26 protein-coding genes are annotated in these 23,994 nt (G+C 35.2%); 19 read left to right on the top strand and 7 right to left on the bottom strand.

Annotated features, from left to right (window positions below):
* Genes Q1A60_RS06585 through Q1A60_RS06575 form a run of 3 tightly spaced genes read left to right on the top strand, consistent with a single transcriptional unit; the run spans nt 1 to nt 3,102 of the window.
* Complete coding sequence (locus Q1A60_RS06585) at nt 1-1,542, top strand: acyl-CoA carboxylase subunit beta (RefSeq protein WP_299764287.1); 1,542 nt, start codon at nt 1-3, stop codon at nt 1,540-1,542.
* 11 nt (nt 1,543-1,553) lie between these two features.
* The gene (locus Q1A60_RS06580; protein WP_299764289.1) at nt 1,554-2,600 is read left to right on the top strand and encodes a hypothetical protein; all 1,047 of its coding nucleotides are present in this window, start codon (nt 1,554-1,556) and stop codon (nt 2,598-2,600) included.
* Between the two features lie 31 nt (nt 2,601-2,631).
* Nucleotides 2,632-3,102 carry an Lrp/AsnC ligand binding domain-containing protein gene (locus tag Q1A60_RS06575; protein ID WP_089370008.1) on the top strand — a complete coding sequence of 157 codons (471 nt, stop codon included), beginning with the start codon at nt 2,632-2,634 and terminating at the stop codon, nt 3,100-3,102.
* A gap of 68 nt (nt 3,103-3,170) precedes the next feature.
* Here the strand turns inward: Q1A60_RS06575 and Q1A60_RS06570 are convergent, their stop codons facing one another.
* Nucleotides 3,171-3,512, bottom strand: a complete 342-nt coding sequence (locus tag Q1A60_RS06570; protein ID WP_089370009.1) for a TM2 domain-containing protein — start codon at nt 3,510-3,512, stop codon at nt 3,171-3,173.
* A gap of 48 nt (nt 3,513-3,560) precedes the next feature.
* Between Q1A60_RS06570 and Q1A60_RS06565 the strand changes: the two genes are divergently transcribed.
* Nucleotides 3,561-4,439 carry a hypothetical protein gene (locus Q1A60_RS06565; RefSeq protein WP_299764293.1) on the top strand — a complete coding sequence of 293 codons (879 nt, stop codon included), beginning with the start codon at nt 3,561-3,563 and terminating at the stop codon, nt 4,437-4,439.
* Nucleotides 4,440-4,569: 130 nt separating this feature from the next.
* On the opposite strand, the gene Q1A60_RS06560 is transcribed toward Q1A60_RS06565, so the two are convergent.
* Together Q1A60_RS06560 and ahcY are read right to left on the bottom strand one after the other, a co-directional pair.
* Nucleotides 4,570-5,067, bottom strand: a complete 498-nt coding sequence (locus Q1A60_RS06560) for a DUF6252 family protein (protein WP_299764295.1) — start codon at nt 5,065-5,067, stop codon at nt 4,570-4,572.
* A 106-nt stretch (nt 5,068-5,173) separates the two neighbouring features.
* Nucleotides 5,174-6,490, bottom strand: coding sequence for an adenosylhomocysteinase (gene ahcY / locus Q1A60_RS06555; protein WP_299764297.1), 1,317 nt, complete (start codon nt 6,488-6,490; stop codon nt 5,174-5,176).
* 60 nt (nt 6,491-6,550) lie between these two features.
* On the opposite strand from ahcY, the gene Q1A60_RS06550 reads away from it, so the two are divergent.
* Nucleotides 6,551-7,174, top strand: a complete 624-nt coding sequence (locus Q1A60_RS06550; protein WP_299764300.1) for a 4'-phosphopantetheinyl transferase superfamily protein — start codon at nt 6,551-6,553, stop codon at nt 7,172-7,174.
* Nucleotides 7,175-7,198: 24 nt separating this feature from the next.
* Here the strand turns inward: Q1A60_RS06550 and Q1A60_RS06545 are convergent, their stop codons facing one another.
* Nucleotides 7,199-8,368, bottom strand: coding sequence for an aspartyl protease family protein (locus Q1A60_RS06545; RefSeq protein ID WP_299764302.1), 1,170 nt, complete (start codon nt 8,366-8,368; stop codon nt 7,199-7,201).
* A gap of 300 nt (nt 8,369-8,668) precedes the next feature.
* Between Q1A60_RS06545 and Q1A60_RS06540 the strand changes: the two genes are divergently transcribed.
* From Q1A60_RS06540 to Q1A60_RS06505, 8 genes are all read left to right on the top strand, one after another.
* On the top strand, nt 8,669-9,379 hold the full coding sequence (locus Q1A60_RS06540; protein ID WP_299764304.1) for a geranylgeranylglyceryl/heptaprenylglyceryl phosphate synthase: 711 nt from the start codon (nt 8,669-8,671) through the stop codon (nt 9,377-9,379).
* A 30-nt stretch (nt 9,380-9,409) separates the two neighbouring features.
* Nucleotides 9,410-10,375 (top strand): carboxypeptidase-like regulatory domain-containing protein, encoded by a 966-nt coding sequence (locus Q1A60_RS06535; RefSeq protein WP_299764306.1) that lies wholly within the window; start codon nt 9,410-9,412, stop codon nt 10,373-10,375.
* Between the two features lie 54 nt (nt 10,376-10,429).
* A complete protein-coding gene (locus tag Q1A60_RS06530; RefSeq protein WP_299764308.1) occupies nt 10,430-10,690 on the top strand; it encodes a hypothetical protein in 261 nt (86 codons plus the stop codon).
* Entirely contained in the window at nt 10,674-11,303 is a 630-nt protein-coding gene (gene pnuC, locus Q1A60_RS06525; protein WP_299764310.1) for a nicotinamide riboside transporter PnuC, read from the top strand. The genes Q1A60_RS06530 and pnuC overlap by 17 nt, the downstream gene beginning before the upstream one ends.
* On the top strand, nt 11,264-11,824 hold the full coding sequence (locus tag Q1A60_RS06520; RefSeq protein ID WP_299764312.1) for an ATP-binding protein: 561 nt from the start codon (nt 11,264-11,266) through the stop codon (nt 11,822-11,824). The genes pnuC and Q1A60_RS06520 overlap by 40 nt, the downstream gene beginning before the upstream one ends.
* Nucleotides 11,821-13,374, top strand: coding sequence for a DUF4301 family protein (locus Q1A60_RS06515; RefSeq protein ID WP_299764314.1), 1,554 nt, complete (start codon nt 11,821-11,823; stop codon nt 13,372-13,374). Before Q1A60_RS06520 ends, Q1A60_RS06515 begins: the two co-directional genes overlap by 4 nt.
* A gap of 10 nt (nt 13,375-13,384) precedes the next feature.
* Nucleotides 13,385-13,786, top strand: coding sequence for an alternative ribosome rescue aminoacyl-tRNA hydrolase ArfB (arfB, locus tag Q1A60_RS06510; RefSeq protein WP_299764316.1), 402 nt, complete (start codon nt 13,385-13,387; stop codon nt 13,784-13,786).
* A gap of 415 nt (nt 13,787-14,201) precedes the next feature.
* Nucleotides 14,202-16,574 (top strand): TonB-dependent receptor, encoded by a 2,373-nt coding sequence (locus Q1A60_RS06505; protein WP_299764318.1) that lies wholly within the window; start codon nt 14,202-14,204, stop codon nt 16,572-16,574.
* A 67-nt stretch (nt 16,575-16,641) separates the two neighbouring features.
* Here Q1A60_RS06505 and Q1A60_RS06500 read toward each other — a convergent pair whose 3' ends face one another.
* On the bottom strand, nt 16,642-17,064 hold the full coding sequence (locus Q1A60_RS06500) for a hypothetical protein (protein ID WP_299764320.1): 423 nt from the start codon (nt 17,062-17,064) through the stop codon (nt 16,642-16,644).
* 381 nt (nt 17,065-17,445) lie between these two features.
* Here Q1A60_RS06500 and greA point away from each other — a divergent pair, with 381 nt between their 5' ends.
* Nucleotides 17,446-17,922: a transcription elongation factor GreA gene (gene greA / locus Q1A60_RS06495; protein ID WP_299764323.1), complete on the top strand. Its 477-nt coding sequence runs from the start codon at nt 17,446-17,448 to the stop codon at nt 17,920-17,922.
* A 4-nt stretch (nt 17,923-17,926) separates the two neighbouring features.
* The gene (locus tag Q1A60_RS06490; protein ID WP_299764325.1) at nt 17,927-18,319 is read left to right on the top strand and encodes an HIT family protein; all 393 of its coding nucleotides are present in this window, start codon (nt 17,927-17,929) and stop codon (nt 18,317-18,319) included.
* Here Q1A60_RS06490 and Q1A60_RS06485 read toward each other — a convergent pair.
* Nucleotides 18,311-18,895, bottom strand: a complete 585-nt coding sequence (locus tag Q1A60_RS06485) for an NUDIX domain-containing protein (RefSeq protein ID WP_299764326.1) — start codon at nt 18,893-18,895, stop codon at nt 18,311-18,313. The two genes, Q1A60_RS06490 and Q1A60_RS06485, sit on opposite strands and share 9 nt — an antisense overlap.
* Complete coding sequence (locus tag Q1A60_RS06480) at nt 18,885-20,078, bottom strand: HAMP domain-containing sensor histidine kinase (RefSeq protein WP_299764328.1); 1,194 nt, start codon at nt 20,076-20,078, stop codon at nt 18,885-18,887. The genes Q1A60_RS06485 and Q1A60_RS06480 overlap by 11 nt, the downstream gene beginning before the upstream one ends.
* Before the next feature lie 161 nt (nt 20,079-20,239).
* Here Q1A60_RS06480 and Q1A60_RS06475 point away from each other — a divergent pair, with 161 nt between their 5' ends.
* The 4 genes from Q1A60_RS06475 to aat all read left to right on the top strand — a co-directional run bounded on the left by Q1A60_RS06475 (nt 20,240) and on the right by aat (nt 23,950).
* The gene (locus Q1A60_RS06475; RefSeq protein ID WP_299764330.1) at nt 20,240-21,115 is read left to right on the top strand and encodes a flavin reductase family protein; all 876 of its coding nucleotides are present in this window, start codon (nt 20,240-20,242) and stop codon (nt 21,113-21,115) included.
* A gap of 40 nt (nt 21,116-21,155) precedes the next feature.
* Nucleotides 21,156-21,539 (top strand): DUF3127 domain-containing protein, encoded by a 384-nt coding sequence (locus Q1A60_RS06470; RefSeq protein ID WP_299764332.1) that lies wholly within the window; start codon nt 21,156-21,158, stop codon nt 21,537-21,539.
* Nucleotides 21,540-21,867: 328 nt separating this feature from the next.
* Nucleotides 21,868-23,226 carry a TIGR00366 family protein gene (locus tag Q1A60_RS06465; RefSeq protein ID WP_299764334.1) on the top strand — a complete coding sequence of 453 codons (1,359 nt, stop codon included), beginning with the start codon at nt 21,868-21,870 and terminating at the stop codon, nt 23,224-23,226.
* A gap of 43 nt (nt 23,227-23,269) precedes the next feature.
* Nucleotides 23,270-23,950, top strand: a complete 681-nt coding sequence (gene aat / locus Q1A60_RS06460) for a leucyl/phenylalanyl-tRNA--protein transferase (RefSeq protein WP_299764336.1) — start codon at nt 23,270-23,272, stop codon at nt 23,948-23,950.
* Nucleotides 23,951-23,994: the final 44 nt, after the last annotated feature.

Below are 23,994 nucleotides of genomic sequence, written 5' to 3'. Positions count from 1 at the left end.
ATGGATTCAAAAATAAAAGCACTCAACGAAAAAATTGAACTCGCTCATCTAGGAGGTGGCGAAAAGCGTATTGAGCGACAACATCAAAAGAAAAAATTAACCGCAAGAGAGCGTGTACATTATTTACTAGATGACGGTTCTTTTGAAGAAATAGGAATTCTAGTCACACATCGTACTACAGATTTCGGTATGGAAAAAGAAATCTATTACGGAGATGGTGTCGTAACAGGATATGGTACCGTAAACGGACGACTCATCTATCTTTTTGCACAAGATTTTACCGTTTTTGGAGGGGCATTATCTGAAACGCATGCAGAAAAAATATGTAAAATCATGGATCTAGCTATGAAAGTAGGTGCTCCATTAATAGGGCTAAATGATTCTGGAGGTGCTCGTATTCAGGAAGGAGTTCGCTCTTTAGGAGGATATGCAGATATCTTCTATAGAAATGTACAAGCTTCTGGAGTAATCCCTCAGATATCAGCTATCATGGGACCTTGTGCCGGTGGTGCGGTATATTCTCCTGCCATGACAGATTTTACGATGATGGTTCAAGATACCAGTTATATGTTTGTTACTGGACCCAATGTCGTAAAAACGGTTACTAATGAAGAAGTAACCTCAGAAGAGTTAGGAGGCGCAAGCACACATTCTGCAAAATCAGGTGTGGCTCATATTACCTCTGCAAATGATGCACAATGTCTTGAAGATCTTAAAGCATTATTGAGTTACTTACCTCAAAACAACACAGAGACTCCAAAAAAATTACCTTTTACACTTCAAGACGAAGTACGTGAGCAATTGGCGACCATCATTCCAGACAGTGCTAATAAACCATATGATATGCATGAGGTGATTACAGGGATTATAGATGAGGATTCTTTTTACGAAATTCATAAAGATTATGCCGAAAATATTATTGTTGGTTTTGCTAGATTAGGAGGTCGCAGTATTGGTATTGTTGCAAATCAGCCTATGTTTCTGGCTGGCGTATTAGATGTAAATAGTTCTAAAAAAGCAGCACGTTTTACACGTTTCTGTGATTGCTTTAATATTCCGCTATTAGTACTTGTTGACGTTCCTGGTTTCCTTCCAGGTACCGATCAGGAATGGAATGGAATTATCACACATGGTGCCAAATTATTATACGCATTAAGTGAAGCTACCGTGCCTAGAGTGACTGTCATTACAAGAAAAGCCTATGGAGGTGCCTATGATGTAATGAACTCTAAACATATTGGTGCTGATCTAAATTATGCATGGCCAAGTGCCGAAATTGCCGTAATGGGTGCTAAGGGAGCGAGTGAGATTATCTTTAGAAAAGAAATCAAAGCTGCCGATGATCCTGAGCAAAAACTATTGGAAAAAGAAAACGAATATGCCGAAAAATTTGCAAACCCATACCGAGCGGCACAACGTGGATTTATAGATGAAGTGATCCTTCCAGAGCATTCTAGACGTAAATTAATAAAAGCCTTTAGTATGCTAGAGAATAAAAAAGCAAAACTCCCTAAAAAGAAGCATGGGAATATTCCTTTGTAAAATAATAAATAGTGAATTTTAAAATTGAAGACGGTAAAAATATTATATCTGTTGAATTAAATTCTATAGTTAATTATTTTAGATATAATGATGATCCCTTATCTATTGTATGGAAAGAAATTCATCAAGAATCTGAAGATGTCTATTTCACATCATTAGCTTTCAATTTAAAATATAGAAATGAAGTCGAAAAAAAATTGCAACTAATTGATTTTAATACTGATTATGCAGAAAATATAAAAGATTTACATTCTCAATTAAAATCATTATTTCAGTTATTTAAAAATGGTAACTATTCTATGGGTTTTGTAAAAGATGCCCAATATGGAGTATATCGTAATTCAAAAGAGATAAGATATAAAAGCTTCCATATTGTATTTAACAAAATGATTAGCGCCATACAGATTACTGATAAAATCAAAAAAAAATATAAAGAGTATATAAAGGAAACCAAGAACGAAAACCAACATAAAGAGAGCATTTTAGAATATAGCTCTGTCACTTTAGGTGGTTTTTGGGAAATTGACACTTATGGCGAATGTTTTTTTTCAACAATCCCATACAATAATATTAATCATAAGAGAATCAAACACTATGTAAATAAAATCAATAAAGGAGAAAGACCTTTTGCCATTATTTACAGTGAAGACAATAATACAATGGAAAGCGGAGACTGTCCTTATTATATATTAGATGGACATCATAAGCTTTTAGCATATAGAAATGTAGGCATTGCGCCTAATATTATTTTTATTACGCGCCAAGAAAATGATATGACAAATTATACATTTGACATAAATAAGCTATCAACTATCCTTTTCCCTTGGCAGACAAAATCAATTTTAGAAAGTTTACATCAAGAAGGATTTAATTTTGATGAAGTATTAACAAAACCAAATAGTAATTTACGTACTTTTATTAAAGCCAATAATTTAGACGATCAATTCAAACAGGAGTCACTAAATAATTGGTCAAGATTATCTGATAATACCCAGTTAATCCTTTTAGCCTTATGTATAATTTTGGTATTGATTATAGTCAAAAGTTGTTTACCATAAACATATAACACATTTTAAAATACAACTGATTTTGAAAATTAAAAACGACGAACTTATTATAGATGGAATAGACAAGATCATTTTACGTCAGCTTATGAAAGATGCACGTAAACCTATTCTTGAAATTGCACGTAAAGTGGGTATTTCTGGAGCTGCCATCCATCAACGATTACGGAAACTTGAAAAATCTGGACTGCTTGCAGGATCAAAATTTATTATAGATCCAAAAGTATTAGGGTATCGCACCATGGCTTTTATAGGAGTATACCTAGATAGAGCTGCAAATAACGCACGAGCTGTTCGGCAGTTAGAAGATATTCCAGAAGTAATAGAATGCCATTACACCACTGGAAACTGGTCTATTCTTATTAAAATTTTATGTAAGAATAATGAAGATCTTATGAACTTGTTGAATAAAAAAATTCAAGCGATTGATGGAGTATCTAGAACAGAAACATTTATATCCTTAGATCAACAAATTGATAGGCAGATTAAAATCTAGCAAAAAATAGTTGAAACAAAAAGCCCCTTGAAAATTCAAGGGGCTTTTTTAAATATAATAAGGTGTGATTATAGTCCGTCCCAATTTCGCGTGAAGATGTTTATCCCATCAACAAGCCACCAAATACCTAATCCACCTAATGTAACGATGAATAAGATATTCCATCCTACTGGACTTCCTAAATACCATCTATGCGCAGCAAATCCTCCTAAGAAGAACCAAAAAGCACCAGCTACCCACATATCTCTACCAGCAATACCCGCCGCTGGAGATGTAATAGCCTCTGCTTCTTCATCTGCAGTAATGGTTACATTCACATTTTCTACAGTTTTAGGTACTGGAAAACCTGCATGCATGTTTGTTACTGCAAAAAGAAGCAACGCAAAAGAAAGAATAATTTTAATTTTCATAATAAATATTGATTAAATTAGACCCTTCTAAAATAGTCATTTTTTCCTATGAAAAAACTCCTTTGTTTCTTTTTTGTTTTCACTTCTATCTCGCAATTCCTTTTTTCTCAGCAAAATACCTATGAATACCTTGGACTTATAAAGCTTAGTGATTCTGCATTTATTTCCTATAAACTTGACTTTGAAGAATTAGATGGTGTCATTAATGGATACTCTATCGCTAATATGGGAGGAGCTCATGAAACAAAATCAAATATAGAAGGAATTTATAATGAAAAGACAAACGAGTTTTCTTTTAAAGAACTCAATGTTGTATACACCAAATCATCCTTAGATGAGTTTGATATTTGCTTAATTAATTTTAATGGTAAATTACGAAATTTAAAGAAGAACAGAGCGTTTAGCGGTGATTTTAAAGGGCTTCGCGAGAATAAGACTCCTTGTATAAATGGCATGATTATCATGACCAATGCCGAAAAAGTTCAAAAACGTGTCGAAAAAGCACAGAAAAAAATATTAAAATCTAAACTAGTAAGTAAAGAGGTAAAAGAGAAAATAAATCTAAAGCGCAAATTAGATACCCTCACCATGAGTGTTGTTAAGAGTAATGAGAATCTCAATATTTTTACTAAAACCAAAAATGTTATAGTCTCAATATACGATGCTGGAAAAGTAGATGATGACCGTGTTAATTTATACCTAGATGGTGAGTTGATTTTAGAAAACTATTCTATCACACGTGAAAAAAAAGAAATCCCAATTACGATTACAAAAGCATTAACCTCTATTAAAGTAACAGCGCTTAATGTTGGAGAATCTGCCCCTAATACAGTAAAAGTAGAAATTCTTGACGGCACAAATCTTATCACCACTCGAACAAGTCTAGATGCTAATGAAAGTGCAGAACTCACTCTCGTAAAAGAATAATATGTAGTATGAACAAAATAGTGGGAATATGCATCTTATTACTAGTGCTATTTTTAATTCATTCCTTAACATAAAAAAGCCTACACAAATGTGTAGGCTTTTTTATTATGATTGTGATATCCTCTTCTAATTACTGCACTGTATAATTTACATTAAATAGCGCTCCATTTGTTATTGAAAGGGTATCACTACTATCTATAGAGTTTACAACAGTAGCAGAAAAAGACCCAAAAATGGTCATTTCCTGTGTATTGAATTCTGATATCGTAATAGATCCCCCTAGCTCAGCATTGGAACTAAAATTAGCGTCTAAAGAAGATATTCTAATAGATGCATTCCCTGTATCATCTATCTGATACGTTCTATTTGTCACAAATGGCGAATCAGTAGCATTAGTCCCTAATGTGATCGTTAGAGCTCCAAAATCTGTTGGCGCAACTACAGTCAGTTGCCTTCCTCCATTAGACAATGTTGCAGTTACATTATCTGTACGTACATTTTGCCCTGCAACAGAAGCTCTAAATGCGACTGGTGCTGCTTCTTCGGGTCCACTATCATCGCTACTACAAGAAGCAACAAATACAAGTGCGAAGAATAAAAAACTACATTTCAAAAAAGCATTTTTCATAATACCTGAGATTGTTTAAAATTAAATAGTGTTTGTATAAAAACCCATACAATTGTATGGGTTTTTATATGATTTCGCGAAAGCGAGATTATATGTTTAATTCAGATTAGTATCTGTAATATTCTGGCTTAAATGGACCTTCTACCGTCACACCAATATACTCAGCTTGATCTGGGCGAAGTGTTTCTAACTCTACTCCAAGACGTGCAAGGTGTAATGCAGCTACTTTCTCATCAAGATGCTTAGGAAGCATATATACTTCATTTTTGTATTTATCACTGTGGTTCCAAAGTTCGATTTGTGCTAGCGTTTGGTTTGTAAATGAATTACTCATTACAAAACTTGGGTGTCCTGTTGCACAACCTAAGTTTACTAAACGACCTTCTGCAAGAACGATGATATCTTTTCCATCTATAGTATACTTATCTACTTGAGGTTTGATTTCATCTTTTGTAGCTCCGTGCGTTCCGTTTAACCAAGCCATATCGATCTCATTATCAAAGTGACCAATATTACAAACGATTACTTTATCACGCATTGCTTCAAAATGACGTGCTTGGATAATGTCTTTATTTCCTGTTGTTGTAATCACAACATCTGCATTTCCTACTACCGTTTCAAGTCTCTTAACTTCAAATCCATCCATAGCAGCTTGTAATGCACAGATAGGATCGATTTCAGTAACGGTTACAATAGATCCTGCTCCTTTAAAAGAAGCTGCAGTCCCTTTTCCTACATCACCATATCCACATACCACAACACGCTTTCCAGCAAGCATTGTATCTGTAGCACGACGTATAGCATCTACGGCACTCTCACGACATCCATATTTATTATCAAACTTTGATTTTGTAACAGAATCGTTTACATTGATCGCAGGCATAGGAAGCGTTCCATTTTTCATACGCTCGTATAAACGGTGAACACCTGTAGTTGTTTCTTCAGAAAGTCCTTTGATATCACCTACTAATTCTGGATAACGATCTAAAACCATATTGGTAAGATCTCCTCCATCATCAAGAATCATATTTAATGGCTTACGATCTTCTCCAAAGAAAAGTGTTTGCTCGATACACCAATCAAATTCTTCTTCATTCATTCCTTTCCAAGCATATACTGGAATTCCAGCATCTGCAATGGCTGCTGCTGCTTGATCTTGTGTAGAAAATATATTACAAGAACTCCAAGTTACCTCAGCTCCAAGAGCTTTTAATGTTTCAATTAACACGGCTGTCTGAATGGTCATATGTAAACATCCAGCAATACGCGCTCCTTTAAGAGGCTGCTCATCTTTATACTCTTCACGAAGAGACATTAATCCTGGCATTTCTGCTTCTGCAAGCTCAATTTCTTTACGACCCCATGCCGCCAATGAAATATCTTTTACTTTGTACGGTACGTACGGTGCTGTTTTTGTACTCATTATTAGTATCTTTGATTATAGCAAATTGCGTGCAAAATTACGTAATATCTTACAGTTCTCATGCCTCTTTACAAAACAATAACAATAAATCCGCAAACAACCGTCTATATCTGGAAGATAGAAGAGGATATTGCTACGCTTTCGCGAAACATAAAACTCACCGATCACTGCCAGCAACGTGTAGATGGAATGAAGTCTGAATTACACCAACGAGGCTTTATGAGTGTGCGTCATTTATTGGCTGAAGCTGGATATACAGATTTTGATTTGTATTACGATGCACAAGGGAAACCTCATCTTAAAGATGGAAAATGTATTTCTATTACACATTCTTTTACCTTTTCAGGAATTATTGTGAGTGATCAAGAAGTAGGAATTGATATTGAAATGCAACGTGATAAAATAATGCGCATTGCACATAAATTTACACCTCTTGAAGAATATAGAACGCTAGCAAATACCGAAGCGATCATTAGAAAACTAACGATTGTATGGGGTGCTAAAGAGTCACTGTATAAACTATATGCTCAAGAAGGGTTGAGTTTTTTAAAACATATCGACGTACACGATTTCTATTTTGACGATGCAAAAACAACCGCTAGCGTCACCTATGAAGCTGTAACATCTACCTATGCTATTTATTTCTTAGAATTTGAAGGATTCACCTGTGTGTATGGGTTTTGATTGGAGGTTTTAGTTGTTGAAATTTCAAAACAAAACTTCTTTAGTCAAATTAAATGTTAATTCTTTATCTCCTCGTAAGATTACTAATTCAATAGTATCACTGTTTTCATCAAACAAACCATTTTGTAATATATGACACCACTCTGATACTAAGACTTTATCAAAAAAAGTATTATTTATCCTAATGATTCTATCATTAATCTTTAAGCCCTCTTTTTCTGCCTTTGAGTTATTCAATAATTTATCGATCACAATATTATTATTACTATATCTATAACCGAATCCATAGGATGAAGTTTCTAACGTACTAGATTCTTTTTTCTTGATAAGAATGATTTCATAATCAGGCCAGTTTATAATTACATCATAATTCTCAAGAAACTCAGAACCGATAGTACTTACCTTATCATCCTCAGAGAATTTTACATGTGTGTCTTTGAGTGAAACTTCTCCAAAAGAAATAGTATTTGTCAAAACTTCATGAAATGTAGTTGTAATAAAATTATTCCCATTCAGAGCAGAAGACGACAGACCGTAACTAGATCTTTTTACCATAGCGGGATTATCGTTTACGAGAGCGTTATACGTATCCATTGATAATGAAAAACCTGCATTAGAACCTAAGTCTACAATTACGTTCTTTTCTTCTGTTTTATCAACAAGCAAATCTACAATTGGACTTCCTGTAAGTTCTGTAAACATTGGGATTTTTTTATTCCCATCTGGAACTTCAAAAGAATTAATGTCGTTTGATATTTGTATCATTTTAGTTGTATAATCAATTTTCCAGATTGACTTCTTCATCAAATTAGCACCAATTAATCCATCTATGTTCAAACAAGCAATATCATCAGATTCATCTAAATCTATAATTGCAGCTCCAGTATCCAAATAATTTAACTGACCAATACCTATTTTTTCAATGACAGTAAAATCAAAATCTGAAGATACTCCTTTACTATCTTCCACATTATTTTTGTTTGCACTCTGTAAATTTAATTTTTCAGCTAAATCTTTAGAAATCACATTGGACGAACCACTATCTAGCATAAATTTATAAGTACTCCCATCTATTTTAACATCTATAAATATCAAGCCTAATTTATACTCAAATGGTATTTGGATATTATATTCTTTCTGCTCAACAGTTCCTTTATTTAATATGAATAGGGTTTTTATTGTTGTCCAATTCATAACAGCTAGAACAATTACTATTAGAAATAAACCAGAAAAGAGTATTAGGATAATTTTTTTCATGTTTCAGTTTTATACGATGTATATACTATAAAGACGTAAATAATTAGTAAAAGGTTGCCTCACTATGATATTCTAATAGTATAGTATATGTGCTGAGTCTGGCAATATGGTTTCCCTTTATAAATTATACTTCTATAAATCTATATGTATATCAGAAACAAATGTGATGTAATGAGATCATTATTTCATTAAGACAACTCAAATCTGTATGAAGCTTATTCCGTATTTTCGCCGTAGATGAATCTGTACCAAGATATACATACTGCCCAATTACAAAAAAAACAATTGTTAGCCATTCTTATCGACCCTGATAAGTTTGTGGCTGAGTACGCTTTCGCGAAAGCGTATTTAGAAAAAGTTCCATCCCAAACCACCCATTTTTTAGTAGGAGGTAGTACGGATGCATCACAAAACATAGAGGCTGTCGTACGTATCATAAAAAAACTCACCACAGTTCCTGTGATTTTATTTCCAGGAGATTATACGCAAATCACTTCTGAAGCAGATGGTATTTTATTCTTATCATTACTCTCTGGGCGCAATCCAGAATACTTAATCGGTCAACAAGTAAAAGGGGCTTCTCATATTCAAAAGAGCCATTTGGAAGTCATTCCTACAGGATATATACTTATAGACGGCGGAAAAGAAACGGCTGTACAGCGTGTAAGTGGGACATTACCTATCTCTCAAAAAGAGATAGACACGATTGTACACACCGCACTTGCCGGGCAATATTTAGGTAAAAAATGCATCTATCTAGAAGCAGGAAGTGGCGCACAATATCCTGTATCTACAACGATTATAAAAGCCGTTCGAGAAGCCATCGACATTCCGCTGCTAGTAGGAGGAGGCATCCGTTCTCAAAAAGCAATGCAAGATGCCTATGACGCAGGAGCCACCATGGTCGTTATTGGCACTGCTTTTGAAGAGGATCGTTGGAATACCTGATAATCACATAGAAAATCCTATTTTTATAGTATGAAACTACAAACTGCCCTTTTACTCCTACTTATCTCCTTCACTACCTATGCGCAAAAATTTCAAGTAGTAGATGCCGAAACAAAAACACCTGTCTCCTTTGCTACCATTTCTTTTGGAGATGGCCGCGGGACTTTTGCTGGAGAAGATGGGATCTTTGATTTTCCAAAAGCAAAATATGCCGATATAGATTCGTTACATATTTCGGCTATTGGATTTAAAGAAGTAGGGTTTAGCACCAACGATATTCCTGAGATCATTACATTACAACCAGAAGCGAGTCAGCTTTCTGAAGTGATTGTAACCGCTCCCAAACGAGGAAAGTATAAAACCAAAAAGAAAAAATCTATCACCCATGAAGATATACACACGTCTTGGTTACCTACGGTAGAAAGTGAAGTCGCTGTTCTTTTTAATCGTTATGAAGGGAAATCTACACGTATTGCAAAACTCATGCTTCCTATAAATGCAGAGACACAATATAAATCTAGAGGAAAGGGGAAGTTTGCTACCATTTTTAGAATTCAGTTTTATGAAAATGATAGTGGTTTGCCTGGAAAACCGGTGATACATGAAAAAATCATCTTTGCCATTAATCAAGATGCTGAAAAGGTGTTTGAACTAAATATCCAATCCAAGCAAATCTTTATTCCAGAAGGAGGCATCTTTGCTTCGCTACAAGTATTGGGATATGCAGATGATAAAAACAAACTTATACAATCCAAAAAATACCGAGAAGTCCCAACAAAACGAGGGGTTAAAAAAATATCGACAGCCTTTAGACCATTACTTCCTTTTACCAATGAATTAAGCAATCAAAAAACCTATGTGCGTCGTATCTTCTTAAACAATAAGAAATGGCAAGTATTTGACAAGACCTATAATGAAAATTCAAATCTTATTTTATCTGGTTCTCGCAATTATGGAATGGGAGCTACGTTTCACGTATTTGAAGAAAAAGAATAGTTAACTAAAAACTTAAGTGTGATCGGGTGGGATTCCCGTTTTCACGGGAATACCATGAATATATCAGTAGAACTTACGTTTACGCCTTTACAAGACAATTACGAACCCCCTATTACTGCTTTTATCAAAAAACTAAGAGCCTCTGGTTTAACTGTATTAGAAAATCCATTATCCACACAAGTATATGGAGAGTATGATGCTGTGATGAACATGCTTACTAAAGAAATCAAGGAAAGTCTTTCTAGTATTGATATAGGATTATTTCAGATGAAAATTGTTAAAACAGATCGCAGTAATTATGTCGCAGATTTTTGATTACTTCTTAGCCCCATATGAAGGAGCTACGGTCTTAAATATAACACTGGAAATAATTGCTGTTATTTTTGGCGTGGTAGGTGTTTGGTTTGGGAAACGAGAAAACATCTTGGTATATCCACTAGGAATAATAAGTACCGTAATCTTTGTATATATCTGTTATATTTTTGAGCTTTTTGGTGATGTAATTATCAACATCTACTATACCATAATGAGTATTTATGGTTGGTATACATGGTTAAAAATCAAAAATGGAACGCCTCTAGCTATTTCTCGCATGTCTAAAAAAGATATCGGGAAAGCCATAATTATCTTTACCTCAACTGCGCTTCTTGTTATTGCAATTTATATTTATGAGAATAAATTTGACAAGTGGACAGACTATGTTGACACAATTACTACAGGTCTTTGTTTTGCCGCCATGTGGCTGATGGCAAATAAAAAGCTAGAACATTGGTCACTTTGGATTATTGCAAACATCATATCTATACCTTTATATTTTGTAAAAGGACTAGGCTTTACAGGTATTCAATTTCTTATATTACTAATCATAGCTATTCAAGGCCATATCGCATGGAAGAAACACTTAGACAACAGCCCAGTAATAGCATAAAGATCTGCCTTTTTGGTCCAGAGAGTAGTGGGAAGAGTACGCTTTCGCGAAAGCTATCCCAGCACTATAATGCTCCCCTAGTACCTGAATATGCTAGAGAATATCTTCAAAAACTATGGAATGAAGAACAAAAAATATGTAGACCCAAAGATTTACTCCCTATTGCCGCTGGACAAATGCAACTTGAAAATGAAGCCGTAGCCACACAGCCTCCTATCGTGATCTGTGATACTGATTTACTCGCCACAAAAGTATACAGCGAAGCCTATTATGATGGCTGGTGTCCTAATTTACTATCAAAATATGCATTAAAAAACACCTATGATTTGTATCTTTTAACCTACATTGACACTCCTTGGGATGCAGATGATTTAAGAGATCGCCCTGAACGAAGGCAAGAAATGTTTGATCATTTTAAAAATGCACTAGAACACAATAACAGACCCTATATCCTGTTAAAAGGTTCTGTAGAGGAGCGTATGCTACTAGCTACAAAAACTATAAACCTACTATTACATTGAATTTTACGCCAAAAGATACCGAAACACTCTTAAAAAAAGGAATTTCTCAAGAGCAAGTATACAGTCAAATTGAACTGTTTAAACAAGGGTTACCTTATATAGATTTAAGAGATCCTGCGATTATTGGTCACGGAATCTATGCATATACAAAAGAAGAAGAAGAAACATTTATCACTTATTTTGAAAAGCAAAGAGCGTCATTAGACTTACTCAAATTCATACCTGCTTCAGGTGCTGCAACACGTATGTTTAAGTTTTTATTTGAGTTTATAGAAGATTATGACTCTTCTAAAGAAACAGTAAACGCCTATATTAATAGAAAAAAAGCGCAAGACTTACGGCTGTTTTTTGTAGGCCTTGATAGCTTTCCTTTCTATAAGAGAGTTCGTAAAAAACTCAAAAAAGTATACGGAAAAAAAGACCAAACCAATGTAGATCTAAATCGCATTCGGTTTGTAAAAATGATGTTAGAAGAAGAAGGACTCAATTTTGGAAACAAACCCAAAGGACTCTTCCCTTTTCATAAATATAAATCTCATAATGCTTCTGCATTTGAAGAACACCTTTTTGAAGCAGCACTCTATGCAAAAACAAAAGATACTGCTCGATTACATTTTACCATTTCTAAAGAGCATTATCAAAAATTTGAAAAGCAGTTTTCTAAAACTCAAAAACGTATAGAAGAAAAAACAGCTACACGCTTTGATATCACCTATTCGTTTCAATCTCCAGCTACAGATACCATTGCAGTTACAGAAAATAACGATCCTTTTAGACAAGAAAATGGCTGTATGCTATTTAGACCTGGTGGTCATGGGTCTTTAATTCAAAATCTCAATGAACAAGAGGCTGATATTGTTTTTATAAAAAATATAGATAATGTTGTTGTTCACACATATGAAAAGGAAGTTGCGTACTATAAAAAAGTACTAGCTGGAAAACTTTTAAAACTACAGCAACAAGCATTCTCTTATTTAGAACAAATGGATGACCATGAAATTTCTGAATCTGAAATTTTAGAGATTGTTCATTTCCTACAAAATGAGTTTAGTTTAAAACTAGCAAGAGATTTTGAAAAATTCTCTCAGAAATATCAAATTGAATATCTTAGAGAACAACTCGATAAACCCATACGTGTATGTGGGATGGTAAAAAATGAAGGAGAGCCTGGAGGAGGTCCATTTTGGGTAAAGCATGAAAGTGGTCGTATTAGTCTTCAAATTGTAGAAAGTGTTCAAATAGATCCTGATAATCCGCATCAGCAAAGTATTGTTACAAAAGCGACACATTTCAACCCAGTAGATCTTGTATGTGGTATCAGAAACTACAAAGGAGAAAAATATGATCTCACTAAGTTTATAGATACAAAAGCTGCATTTATTGCGCATAAAACAGTGGCTGAAAAACCTATAAAAGCCTTAGAACACCCAGGACTATGGAATGGTGCTATGGCGTTTTGGAATACCATCTTTGTAGAAGTTCCTCTTATTACATTTAATCCTGTAAAAACAGTAAACGACCTTCTCAAGCCTGCACATTTGATGAAGTAATATAAACACTGTGGATAAAGAACTCCTCCGTAACGAACTCACCTTTAAAGCTACTAGAAGTAGTGGTCCAGGAGGGCAACACGTTAATAAAACAAGTACACGTATAGAATTATATTGGTCTTTACATGATTCTCACGCGTTTTCTGAAGATCAAAAAATACGCTTACGCGAAAAACTACACAACCGTCTTACCAAAGAGCAAATACTCATCCTTGCTTCTGGACAAACTCGAAGTCAATTTAAAAACAAAGAACAGGTCATCAAACGATTCTTTGAACTTTTAGAAGAAGCCTTAACGCCTCCTAAAAAGCGTAAAAAATCAAAACCTACCTATGCTTCAAAGGTAAAACGATTACAATCCAAGAAACAACATGCCGAAAAGAAGGCCAGTCGTAAAAAACCAGATTTTTAATCACATGAATATTTTTTTACGAATCGCTTGTCTTTTATTCTTTTTTACATCGTACTTTTGCATCATCTCAAAGGGGTGCTTACAGATTTGAGATTGGAGAATAACGATTGATGATTTCAGAACAAATATTTCTAAAATCTAAAATCCAAAATCAACAATCAATAATCCTGAAGCTGAGATTATACCCATTGAACCTAGAACAGATAATGCTGTTTAGGGACGGCCGAGTAAAAAATGTCTAGTAGACATTTTATGAGGAGCGAGCAGGCGCGCTGGCTTTCTTTTCATATACTTTGTCGGCGAGATGTTTCTCGCAAGAGAAACGACTCTTCAAATCCGTACGTTTGTATGGGGTATTGGCTATTTAAAAACCAGAATAATTACCTCTTTTATTCTTAACAAACCAACATTACGGATGAAAAAAATCCTATCTATTATTTTTGTACTATGTACAGCGATTAGTTTCGGTCAAACCTACACGATTTCTGGAACAGTAAGTGATCTAAATGGACCAATCCCTGGCGCTAATGTGATCCAAAAAGGGACCACAAATGGAGTAATTACAGATTTTGAAGGTAAGTATGCTATCCAATTAACAAGAGGTTCCCATACACTTGTTTTTAACGCTATGGATCAAGAAATTGAACATATTATTAGAGTTACTAAAGATGCCATATTAGATATTAATCTTGGACTTGATGGTAAACTTGACGAAGTGCTTGTACGTGCCGTACGTGTAAATGCCGACTCTCCGATTACCCACTCCAACTTGAGCAAAGAACAATTGGCAGAGCGTAACCTAGGACAAGACATTGCTACACAAATCAAATTCCTTCCTAATGTCGTGACGACTTCTGATGCAGGTGCTGGTATAGGATATACTGGTTTTAGAGTGCGAGGAACAGGAAATCAAGGAATCAATGTAACCATCAACGGAATTCCTTATAATGATGCCGAAAGTGCAACTAGCTTTTTTGTAAACCTTCAAGACTTTACCTCATCTGTAGAAAATCTACAGTTACAACGTGGTGTCGGAACTTCTACAAACGGACCAGGTGCTTTTGGAGCAAGTTTAAACATCCTAACAGATGCTGTTTCTGATGAAGCTTATGGAAGTACATCTCACTCGTTTGGATCTTTTAGCACAAGACGTCACAACGTAAAGTTCAGCACAGGTCTTTTAAATGATCATATCGAAATCTCAGGTCGTTTATCACAAATAAAATCTGATGGATTTATAGATCGCGCATCGTCAGATTTAAAATCATACTTCCTTCAAGCAGCTTATAAAGATGACAACACCTTAATTAAGGTAATTAACTTTGCAGGTTCTGAAGTAACCTATCAATCTTGGTTTGGTGTCGATGCAGAAACGGCAGCAAACAACCCAACATTCAATCCTGCAGGTCAATTTACTGATGAAAACGGAAACATCAGATTTCATGAAAACCAAGTAGACGATTATAGACAAGATCACTACCAAGTACACTGGAACCAACGATATAATAACAACTGGAGCACCAACCTAAGTTTTAACTATACCTATGGGCGTGGTTTCTTTGAGGAATATGAAGAAGATGACGATCTTGGGTTTTATGGCATCTCTCCTATTACAATTGGGGGTGAGACTATTGAAACCTCAGATATTATTCGTCGTCGCTGGTTAGACAATGATTTTTATGTGGTAAATGCCAATGTAAATTATAAAGACACACAGTGGGATTTTACATCAGGGTTATACTGGAGTCAGTATACTGGAGATCATTTCGGCGAAGTGATTTGGGCGCGTTTTGCAGGCGACTCAGAAATAGGAGATAACTATTATTTTGGAACAGGCGATAAGGGGGAATTTTCCGCTTTCGCGAAAGCTACCTACAAAGTAAACAATCAGTGGAGCGTATATGGAGATCTTCAAGGAAGATTTATCAACTACGAAACAGACGGGATTAATTCTGATGTACAAGAATTTATTGTAGACGAATCGTATAGCTTTTTCAACCCTAAAGCTGGGGTTACGTATAAACTTGATAACAAAAATCAATTTTACGGAAGTTATGCGAGAGCAAATCGTGAGCCTAACCGTACTGATTTTGAAAATGGCGCGCCAAGACCAGAACGTCTTAATGATTTTGAATTAGGATGGAGATATAATACCAATAAAGTAAAATTAAACATAAACGGATACTATCTAGACTTCCGTGATCAACTCGTTGTTTCTGGTATTGATGATGTAGGAGCACCTATACGTACCAACAGTGGTCAGAGCTATAGAGCTGGTGTAGAAATAGAGGCAGCTGTACAACTAACTCCAAAATTAAGTGTCTATCCAAATCTTGCTTTAAGTACCAATAAGAATAAAGATTTCTTATTTCAAAGAGATGGTGTATTACAGAATCTTGGAGACACAAACATCTCTTTCTCTCCTGATGTAGTAGCTGGTAATACACTTCAATATGTCCCTGTAAAAGGACTTACGCTACAATTCTTATCAAAATTTGTAGGAGAGCAATACTTAGGAAATATAGATAGTCCTACTTCGTTATTAGATAGTTACTTTGTAAACGATTTTAATGTAACTTATGAATTAGGTGAAGTTGCCTTCTTTAAAGGAATCACCTTAAATCTATTGGTTAATAATGTGTTTGATGAGCAATTCATCTCTAATGGATTCTTCTTTACATTTGATGATGATTTTAGCGTACCTGGAGAAATCACAACGGTTGAAGGCGCAGGCTTTTACCCGCAAGCAGGAACTAACTTTTTAATTGGAACTACGTTGAGGTTTTAATTAAATTTTAAAAACAGAAAAACCTGCTATTAAGCAGGTTTTTCTGTTTTATATAGAAGACATAAAGTTAATTAGAAACGATAATCACATCTCCGCTCTGTTCTACGCGATAAGGAATCATCGCAAAATCTAATACCTCTCCCGATGCTTGACCTGTAAAAAGATTATAAGTATGTGCATCATCACATTGGCATACAACCTCAATTCCATCTATCACCATTGTAGAGCACTCATTAGGACTATGATTCGGGTCTGATGCTTCCCACGCAAGTAAACCACTTCCCGTATTAATCACAAAAATACCTCGCACACCCCCATTAGGAACATACACAGGATTACTAGGAATTTGTAAATCTAACGCATCTATATTTCCTAATTGGATTGAAAAACCAATATTTACGATAAAAGGATTATTAGAACGTCTGTTATCATCTGAAGAACATCCTGCTAACATCAAAAGGATACAGCTAAAAAGTAAGGTAGTACGCATGTAAGTATTTTATAAGTATTTATTAAAGTTATGTACGCTTTCGCGAAAGCATACCCAGTAAAGTTTGCAATTTACTACAAAACGACGTACCCAGTAAAATATTTCGTATATTCGTAATACATGTCCCGTGAAAGTGGGATTTTTTTATTCCCGGCCTGTCGGGAATTCTTATATAATAAACTCATCTTGACTTTTTGTTTGGAACAGAGAAATATGGCTTTTTTGCCGTAATGAAGTAATTTATTAATTACATAGCCAAAGCTACGGAAGCAATAAATTCTGAAATTAGGGTGAAAAATGTATGTTTCGTAGGTAAAAGAAAAAATCAAGATGAGTGCAATACAATGACGCCTATCTAAAAAGGCATTAAAAATACAGAATATGGGTAAAGTAAATTATTACACTGCCGAAGGTTTACAAAAACTTAAAGACGAACTTAATCACTTACGAGATGTAGAACGTCCTAAAGCTTCTCAAGCTATCGCTGAAGCTAGAGACAAAGGGGATTTAAGTGAAAATGCCGAATATGACGCTGCCAAAGAAGCACAAGGAATGCTAGAAATGCGTATCTCGCAAATGGAAGAACTTGCATCTAATGCACGTATTATAGATGAATCTCAACTAGACACAAGTAAAGTTTTAGTACACTCTACCGTTAAGATTAAAAATCAAATCAACGGAATGGAAATGACTTATAAACTTGTTGCTCAAAATGAAGCCGACATAAAAACGGGAAAAATCTCTGTAGATTCTCCTATTGGAAAAGGACTCTTAGGAAAACAAGTAGGAGATGTCGCTGAAATTCAAGTGCCGAAAGGGGCTATGAAATTTGATATTATAGAAATTACTAGAGACTAAAATAATGGCAAGTATTTTTACAAAAATCATCAATCGCGAGATTCCTGGACATATAATTCATGAAGATGATCGTCATATTGCAATATTAGATATAAACCCTAATACTAAAGGACATACACTCTGTATTCCTAAAAAAGAAGTAGATCGTATTTTTGATCTTTCTGAAAAAGACTATTTAGATCTAATGTCTTTTTCTAGAAACATAGCTATTGCGTTAGAAAAAGCAGTGCCTTGTCAACGTATTGGTGTCAGTGTGATTGGACTAGAGGTTCCGCATGTTCATGTACATTTAATTCCGCTTCAAACGATGGAAGATGCACGTTTTGTAAATAAGGCATCATTTACTTCTGAAGATTTTACAAAACTAATAGAGGATATCAAAGTACATTTAGGATAAGATTCCCTGCAATTGTAAGTACTGTAATAAAATCACTGTCTTTGCATCTTTAATTTCTCCTGTTTGTATCATAGTATACGCTTTCGCGAAAGCGTACTCATGCACCAAAATATCTTCATTTTCTGTAGCAACGCCACCACCCTCACTTAGCTTGTCTTTTACAGTATACCCTGCAATAAACAAATGAACGGTTTCTGTCACAGAGCCCGGAGACATATATAAATCCATGACTTTCTCTACATCAGAGAGATGGTATCCCGTCTCTTCTTCTATTTCTTTTTTTATAGCCGTTTCTGGATCATAATCATCTAGTAAGCCTGCACATACTTCAATAAGCATCCCACTATCATTTCCATTAAAATAGGTAGGCATCCTGAATTGTTCTGTTAAAATAACAGTCTTAGATGCTTTGTTATATAATAATACCGCAGCCCCATTACCTCTATCATATACTTCACGCACTTGAGGCTCCCAATTTCCTTTAGAATCTCTGTAATCAAACGTAACTTTATGCAGTGTTGCCCAATTATCTGATAGTAATGTCTTCTTGATATTCTTTATATACTCAGGCATCATGTACAAGTTTTAGTTGAATTTGCATTGTAGTACCCTTGTCTATTTCACTTTTAAGAACCCCTATCTTACCATCATGATACTCTTCTACTATTCTTCTCGCTAGAGATAATCCTAATCCCCATCCACGTTTTTTGGTTGTAAAACCGGGTTCAAAAATGCTATTAAATTTATTTTTAGGAATTCCTTTCCCCGTATCTGAAATCAGCACTTTAGCATAATTAGCATCTCGAGTAATCACCACAGACAAATCTCCTTTTCCTTTCATCGCATCAATGGCATTCTTAAACATGTTTTCAATCGTCCAACCATATAACTGTTTATTGAGCTTTACAGGAAGTTCTCCCTCTGGAAGGTCTATAGAAAATTTAATAAGCTTAGAACTTCGATCTTCTAGATAATCAAAAGTAACTTTGGTTTCTTGTATAATATCAACTTCTTCCAAATCTGGTACAGAACCTATTTTACTAAAACGATCTGTAATCGTTTCCAATCGGTCTATATCTTTGACCATTTCTTTAATATAATCTGGATTGACATCTTCTGTCTTTAAAATTTCTGTCCATCCAACCAAAGAAGAAAGTGGTGTTCCTATTTGATGTGCTGTTTCTTTTGCCATGCCTGCCCAAAGCAAATTTTGCGCAGAAGATTTTGAGGTTAAGTAATAAAAATAAATAATAGCAATAAATAATATAACAATAAGAAGAAGTGCAACGGGAAAGTATTTAAGCTGATCTATAGTAGATGAATTTCCGTAATAAATAGTTTGTATAGCTATACCATCCCATACAATATCTATAGGTTCATTTGCGGTTGCATACTCTTTTGCGAGTTGTGCTAACTCTGCTTGAGATAATTTATCGCTATTGGAAATATTAATAGCATCATAGGTTTGTTCTTCTAGACCATATATAAGTGTGGGTATGGTTTTATTCTCAGAAAGGATTAATAAATATAAATTACTCAATGATTCACTTAGTTGTTTTGCTTGTTTTCCTCTAGGTAAAATATCTGAAGTTTCAGCAAGTGCTTTTTGAGCAGCAGCATAAACTTCCATTTTGTTACGCTCAGATTCTTTCAATTGTTCAAAAAACAAGAGTACATTCCACAAGATGAGTGTGGTAATTACTAAAGAAGATATGATCATAAACCACTTCGCATATTGAGGCTTTGGGCTAAAATTCATTTGAAAGTACTTTCATTAAATATAGAATTAAAGTCGTAAAAATACACCTTGAAAAAGGAAAAACTTCTCTTCATCTCAACAAACGAAAGAATTTAAGTTATAGTATACCTCGTTTTATGATAGCGTTTCCTCTTTTCCTACCTTTGAAAAAAACGTTTTATATGCAAACGATAAATCCGAAAGACCTCCCAATTTCTAAACTATTTGGACACCTTACAGGAGCCGTAGGACCGCGTCCTATTGCTTTTGCAAGCACTATAGATACACAAGGAAATGTAAATCTTGCGCCTTTTAGTTTTTTTAATGTTTTTGGTGCAAATCCGCCTATTTTAGTATTTTCTCCTTCTAGAAGCGGTCGTGACAATAGCACTAAAAACACCTTAGACAATGTATTAGAAGTTCCTGAAACTACGATAAATATTGTAGACTATGCGATGGTGCAACAAATGAGTTTAGCAAGTACAACATACCCAAAAGGTGTAAATGAGTTTGCAAAAGCAGGACTTACTGAACTTGCTTCAGAAACAATACAACCTCCTCGTGTAGCAGAGTCTCCCGTGCAGTTTGAATGCAAGGTAATTGAAGTAAAGCCACTAGGCACAGAAGGCGGCGCAGGAAATCTTGTGATATGCGAAATTGTTAAAATACATATAAAAGATGACGTTTTAGATACTAATGGCTCTATCGATCCGTTAAAAATAGACCAAGTAGCCCGTATGGGTGGTAATTGGTATAGCCGTGCTAACAAAGGACTGTTTGAAGTTCCTAAACCTATTGCAAAATTAGGAATAGGAATAGATCAAATTCCTGAATCTATTAGATTAAGTACTGTACTTACAGGAAATGACCTCGGAATGTTAGGTAATGTAGAACAACTTCCTACACCAGAAGAGATTTCAGATTTTGTTGATGAGACCCCAGAAATACTTAAATTAGTCCAAATGGGAGACCTAAAAAAGCTTCATATAAAAGCAAAGGAGTATCTCGTTGAACAAAATGTGAATAACGCGTGGAAAGTTCTTCTTGCAAAGCTTTAATTTTTAGCTACATTTACACCCTATAATTCTTATTTGAGAGATGGAAGTACAAGGAAAAGTAAAAATGATCGGAGAAACACAAACCTTCGGTAGTAATGGATTCAGAAAACGTGAAATCGTTGTAACAACAGAAGAGCAATATCCACAGCACATTATGGTGGAATTTGTTCAAGACAAAACAGATTTGCTTAATAACTATCAAGTTGGGCAAAATGTAAAAATTAGCATCAATTTGAGAGGTCGCGAGTGGGTAAATCCACAAGGCGAAACAAAATATTTTAATAGTATACAGGGGTGGCGTATAGAAAATTTACAAGCTGCAGCACCACAAGGAGCTCCAGACATGCCACCAGTACCACCAGCAGATGCTTTTGAACCTGCTAGCAACCTGAATACTGAAGATCATGATGATTTGCCGTTTTAGGTAATCATCTTGGAACCCCTAAAAGTTCCACTTCACCCGCAGTTATCCCCTTAGCTGCGGGTTTTTTTATTAGTGAAACATTATTTTAAAAAGTTGCATAGCAACGTATTAAAAATAATTAGTTGAACTAACCCCGCTTTTTCAGCGGGGTCTTTGACTTAACATTCCAATTCTCGTATTCATTTTAGATGGCATGCCTATCTCTGTGAGATAACTATTTCATAGTATTTAAAGAATATTATGAACTATGTAGCTTTATAAACATATAGTCATAAATCCTTTTTAGTATCTTTCTACTTTATGCACCTCATAATCGTGTAGTACTCATATGCCTATCACAAAAACTATAGAAACCCTTTTTCAAAAGTATATCCCATCTCCATTTGTAATTGCTATTTTACTCACGCTACTTACGATGGTATTAGCTTTAGTTTTTACAGAAAACCCCTCTGAAACAGCACACCTAATTGCTATTTTACAATTTTGGGAAGAAGGTATCTGGAATAACAACTTACTCGTTTTTGCCTATCAAATGATGCTTATTCTTGTACTAGGGAATGTCTTAGTCTTAAGCAAACCAATGAGTTGGCTCATTTCCAAACTCACCGTATATGCAAAAGATACGACTAGCGCTGTGATACTTGTAAGTATTACGACGATGCTTGTGGCTTTTTTTAATTGGGGGTTAGGGCTCATTTTTGGAGCTATTATGGCTCGTAAGATCGGAGAAGCTGCACTAGAAAAAGGATTTAAAATCAACTACCCACTGGTAGGCGCTGCAGGGTATATTGGTTTGATGGTTTGGCACGGAGGCATGAGCGGTTCTGCTCCATTAAAAGCCGCCGAAAAGAATCATATCCCAGATATGATGACTGGTATTCTCTCATCAGAAAATCTAGCAGCTATCCCAGAAATTATTACAAGTCAGCAAACTATTTTTAGCTGGTGGAATCTACTCATATTTGGAATTCTCCTTATTGTGGTCCCTTTTACTTTTTATTTGCTTTCGCGAAATGGAAAAACAACAGAACTCCCAGATTTCAACACACCAAAAACAACAACCGAAGATCAAGAAAAAAATGACAAACTAGACAACTCCAAATTACTAGCCATAGGGTTTGGCTTTATACTCCTTACTGCCTTTTTTGCACGATATTATGGAAAATCATTATCCCCTAACATGCTTAATTTTCTAATGCTAGGACTGGGTATTATTTTACACGGCAATTTCAAAAAATTTCTCAAAGCTGTCGAAGAAGCCATTGGAGGCGCTAGCGGAATTTTAATACAATTCCCTTTATATTTTGGCATTATGGGAATTATGAAAAGCACAGGCATGGTAACGATGATTAGTGATGCATTTATCGCTGTTGCTACAGAGACGACACTTCCTATATTCACATTTTGCAGCGCAGGTCTCGTCAATATTTTTGTACCAAGTGGCGGTGGCCAATGGGCGATACAAGGGCCCATTGTCATAGAAAGTGCCCTTTCACTTGGTGTTCCATTACCAAAAGCAATCATGGCGTTAGCCTATGGAGATCAGGTCACCAATATGTTACAACCCTTCTGGGCATTACCATTACTGGGTATTACGAAACTAAAAGCCAAAGAAATTCTTCCATATACCCTTATCCTGATGGTAGTAGGAAGTGCTATTTATATTTTAGGATTGTTATTGTTATGATTTTAGAACGTCGATTTTTGTAATTTGGAATTTTAAAAAATAAATGCACATTCTCACAGATCATATCGCTTTCCCACATCCTTCTCATGCTGAAGAAGATGGTTTGCTTGCGGTAGGCGGTGATTTACATCCAAATCGTTTGATGCTAGCCTATCATTCTGGTATTTTTCCTTGGTTTAATGAAGGGCAAATGGCCTTATGGTGGAGTCCTGACCCGCGTATGGTCGTGAAACCTGAAGAAGTACACGTCTCCAAATCGATGCGTAAAGTGTTACGTGATGACACTTTTAGAGTCACCTATAATCAGCGTTTTCTAGAGGTTATTCTCCATTGCAAACGCATGAAAAGAAAAGAACAAGATGACACCTGGATTACCAATGCTATGGTGGCTGCATATCTCAAATTACATGAAATGGGACACTGTATTTCTGTAGAAGTTTGGAAAAACGATCAATTGGTTGGCGGTCTCTACGGGATCGATTTAAAAGACAAAGGCATATTCTGTGGCGAAAGCATGTTTTCTAAAGTTAGTAACGCAAGTAAAGTGGGGTTTATTACGCTTTCGCGAAAGCTAACCCAGCAAAATTACCGTCTTATTGATTGTCAAATGTATACTGACCACCTTGCCACTCTCGGCGCTGCCGAAATTCCCAGAGAAGATTTTTTAAAGTACTTATCTTCCATCCCTACATCCCTTCCTCCTGAAGGGGAAGGAACGTTATAATATATGAATTCCTCTCCCAAAGGGAGAGGTTAAATGAGGATTAA

It is taken from the genome of uncultured Dokdonia sp. (assembly GCF_947492535.1).
GTDB lineage: Bacteria > Bacteroidota > Bacteroidia > Flavobacteriales > Flavobacteriaceae > Dokdonia.
Note: the sequence above shows the minus strand (reverse complement) of the source record. Positions and strands in the feature narration are given on the sequence as shown.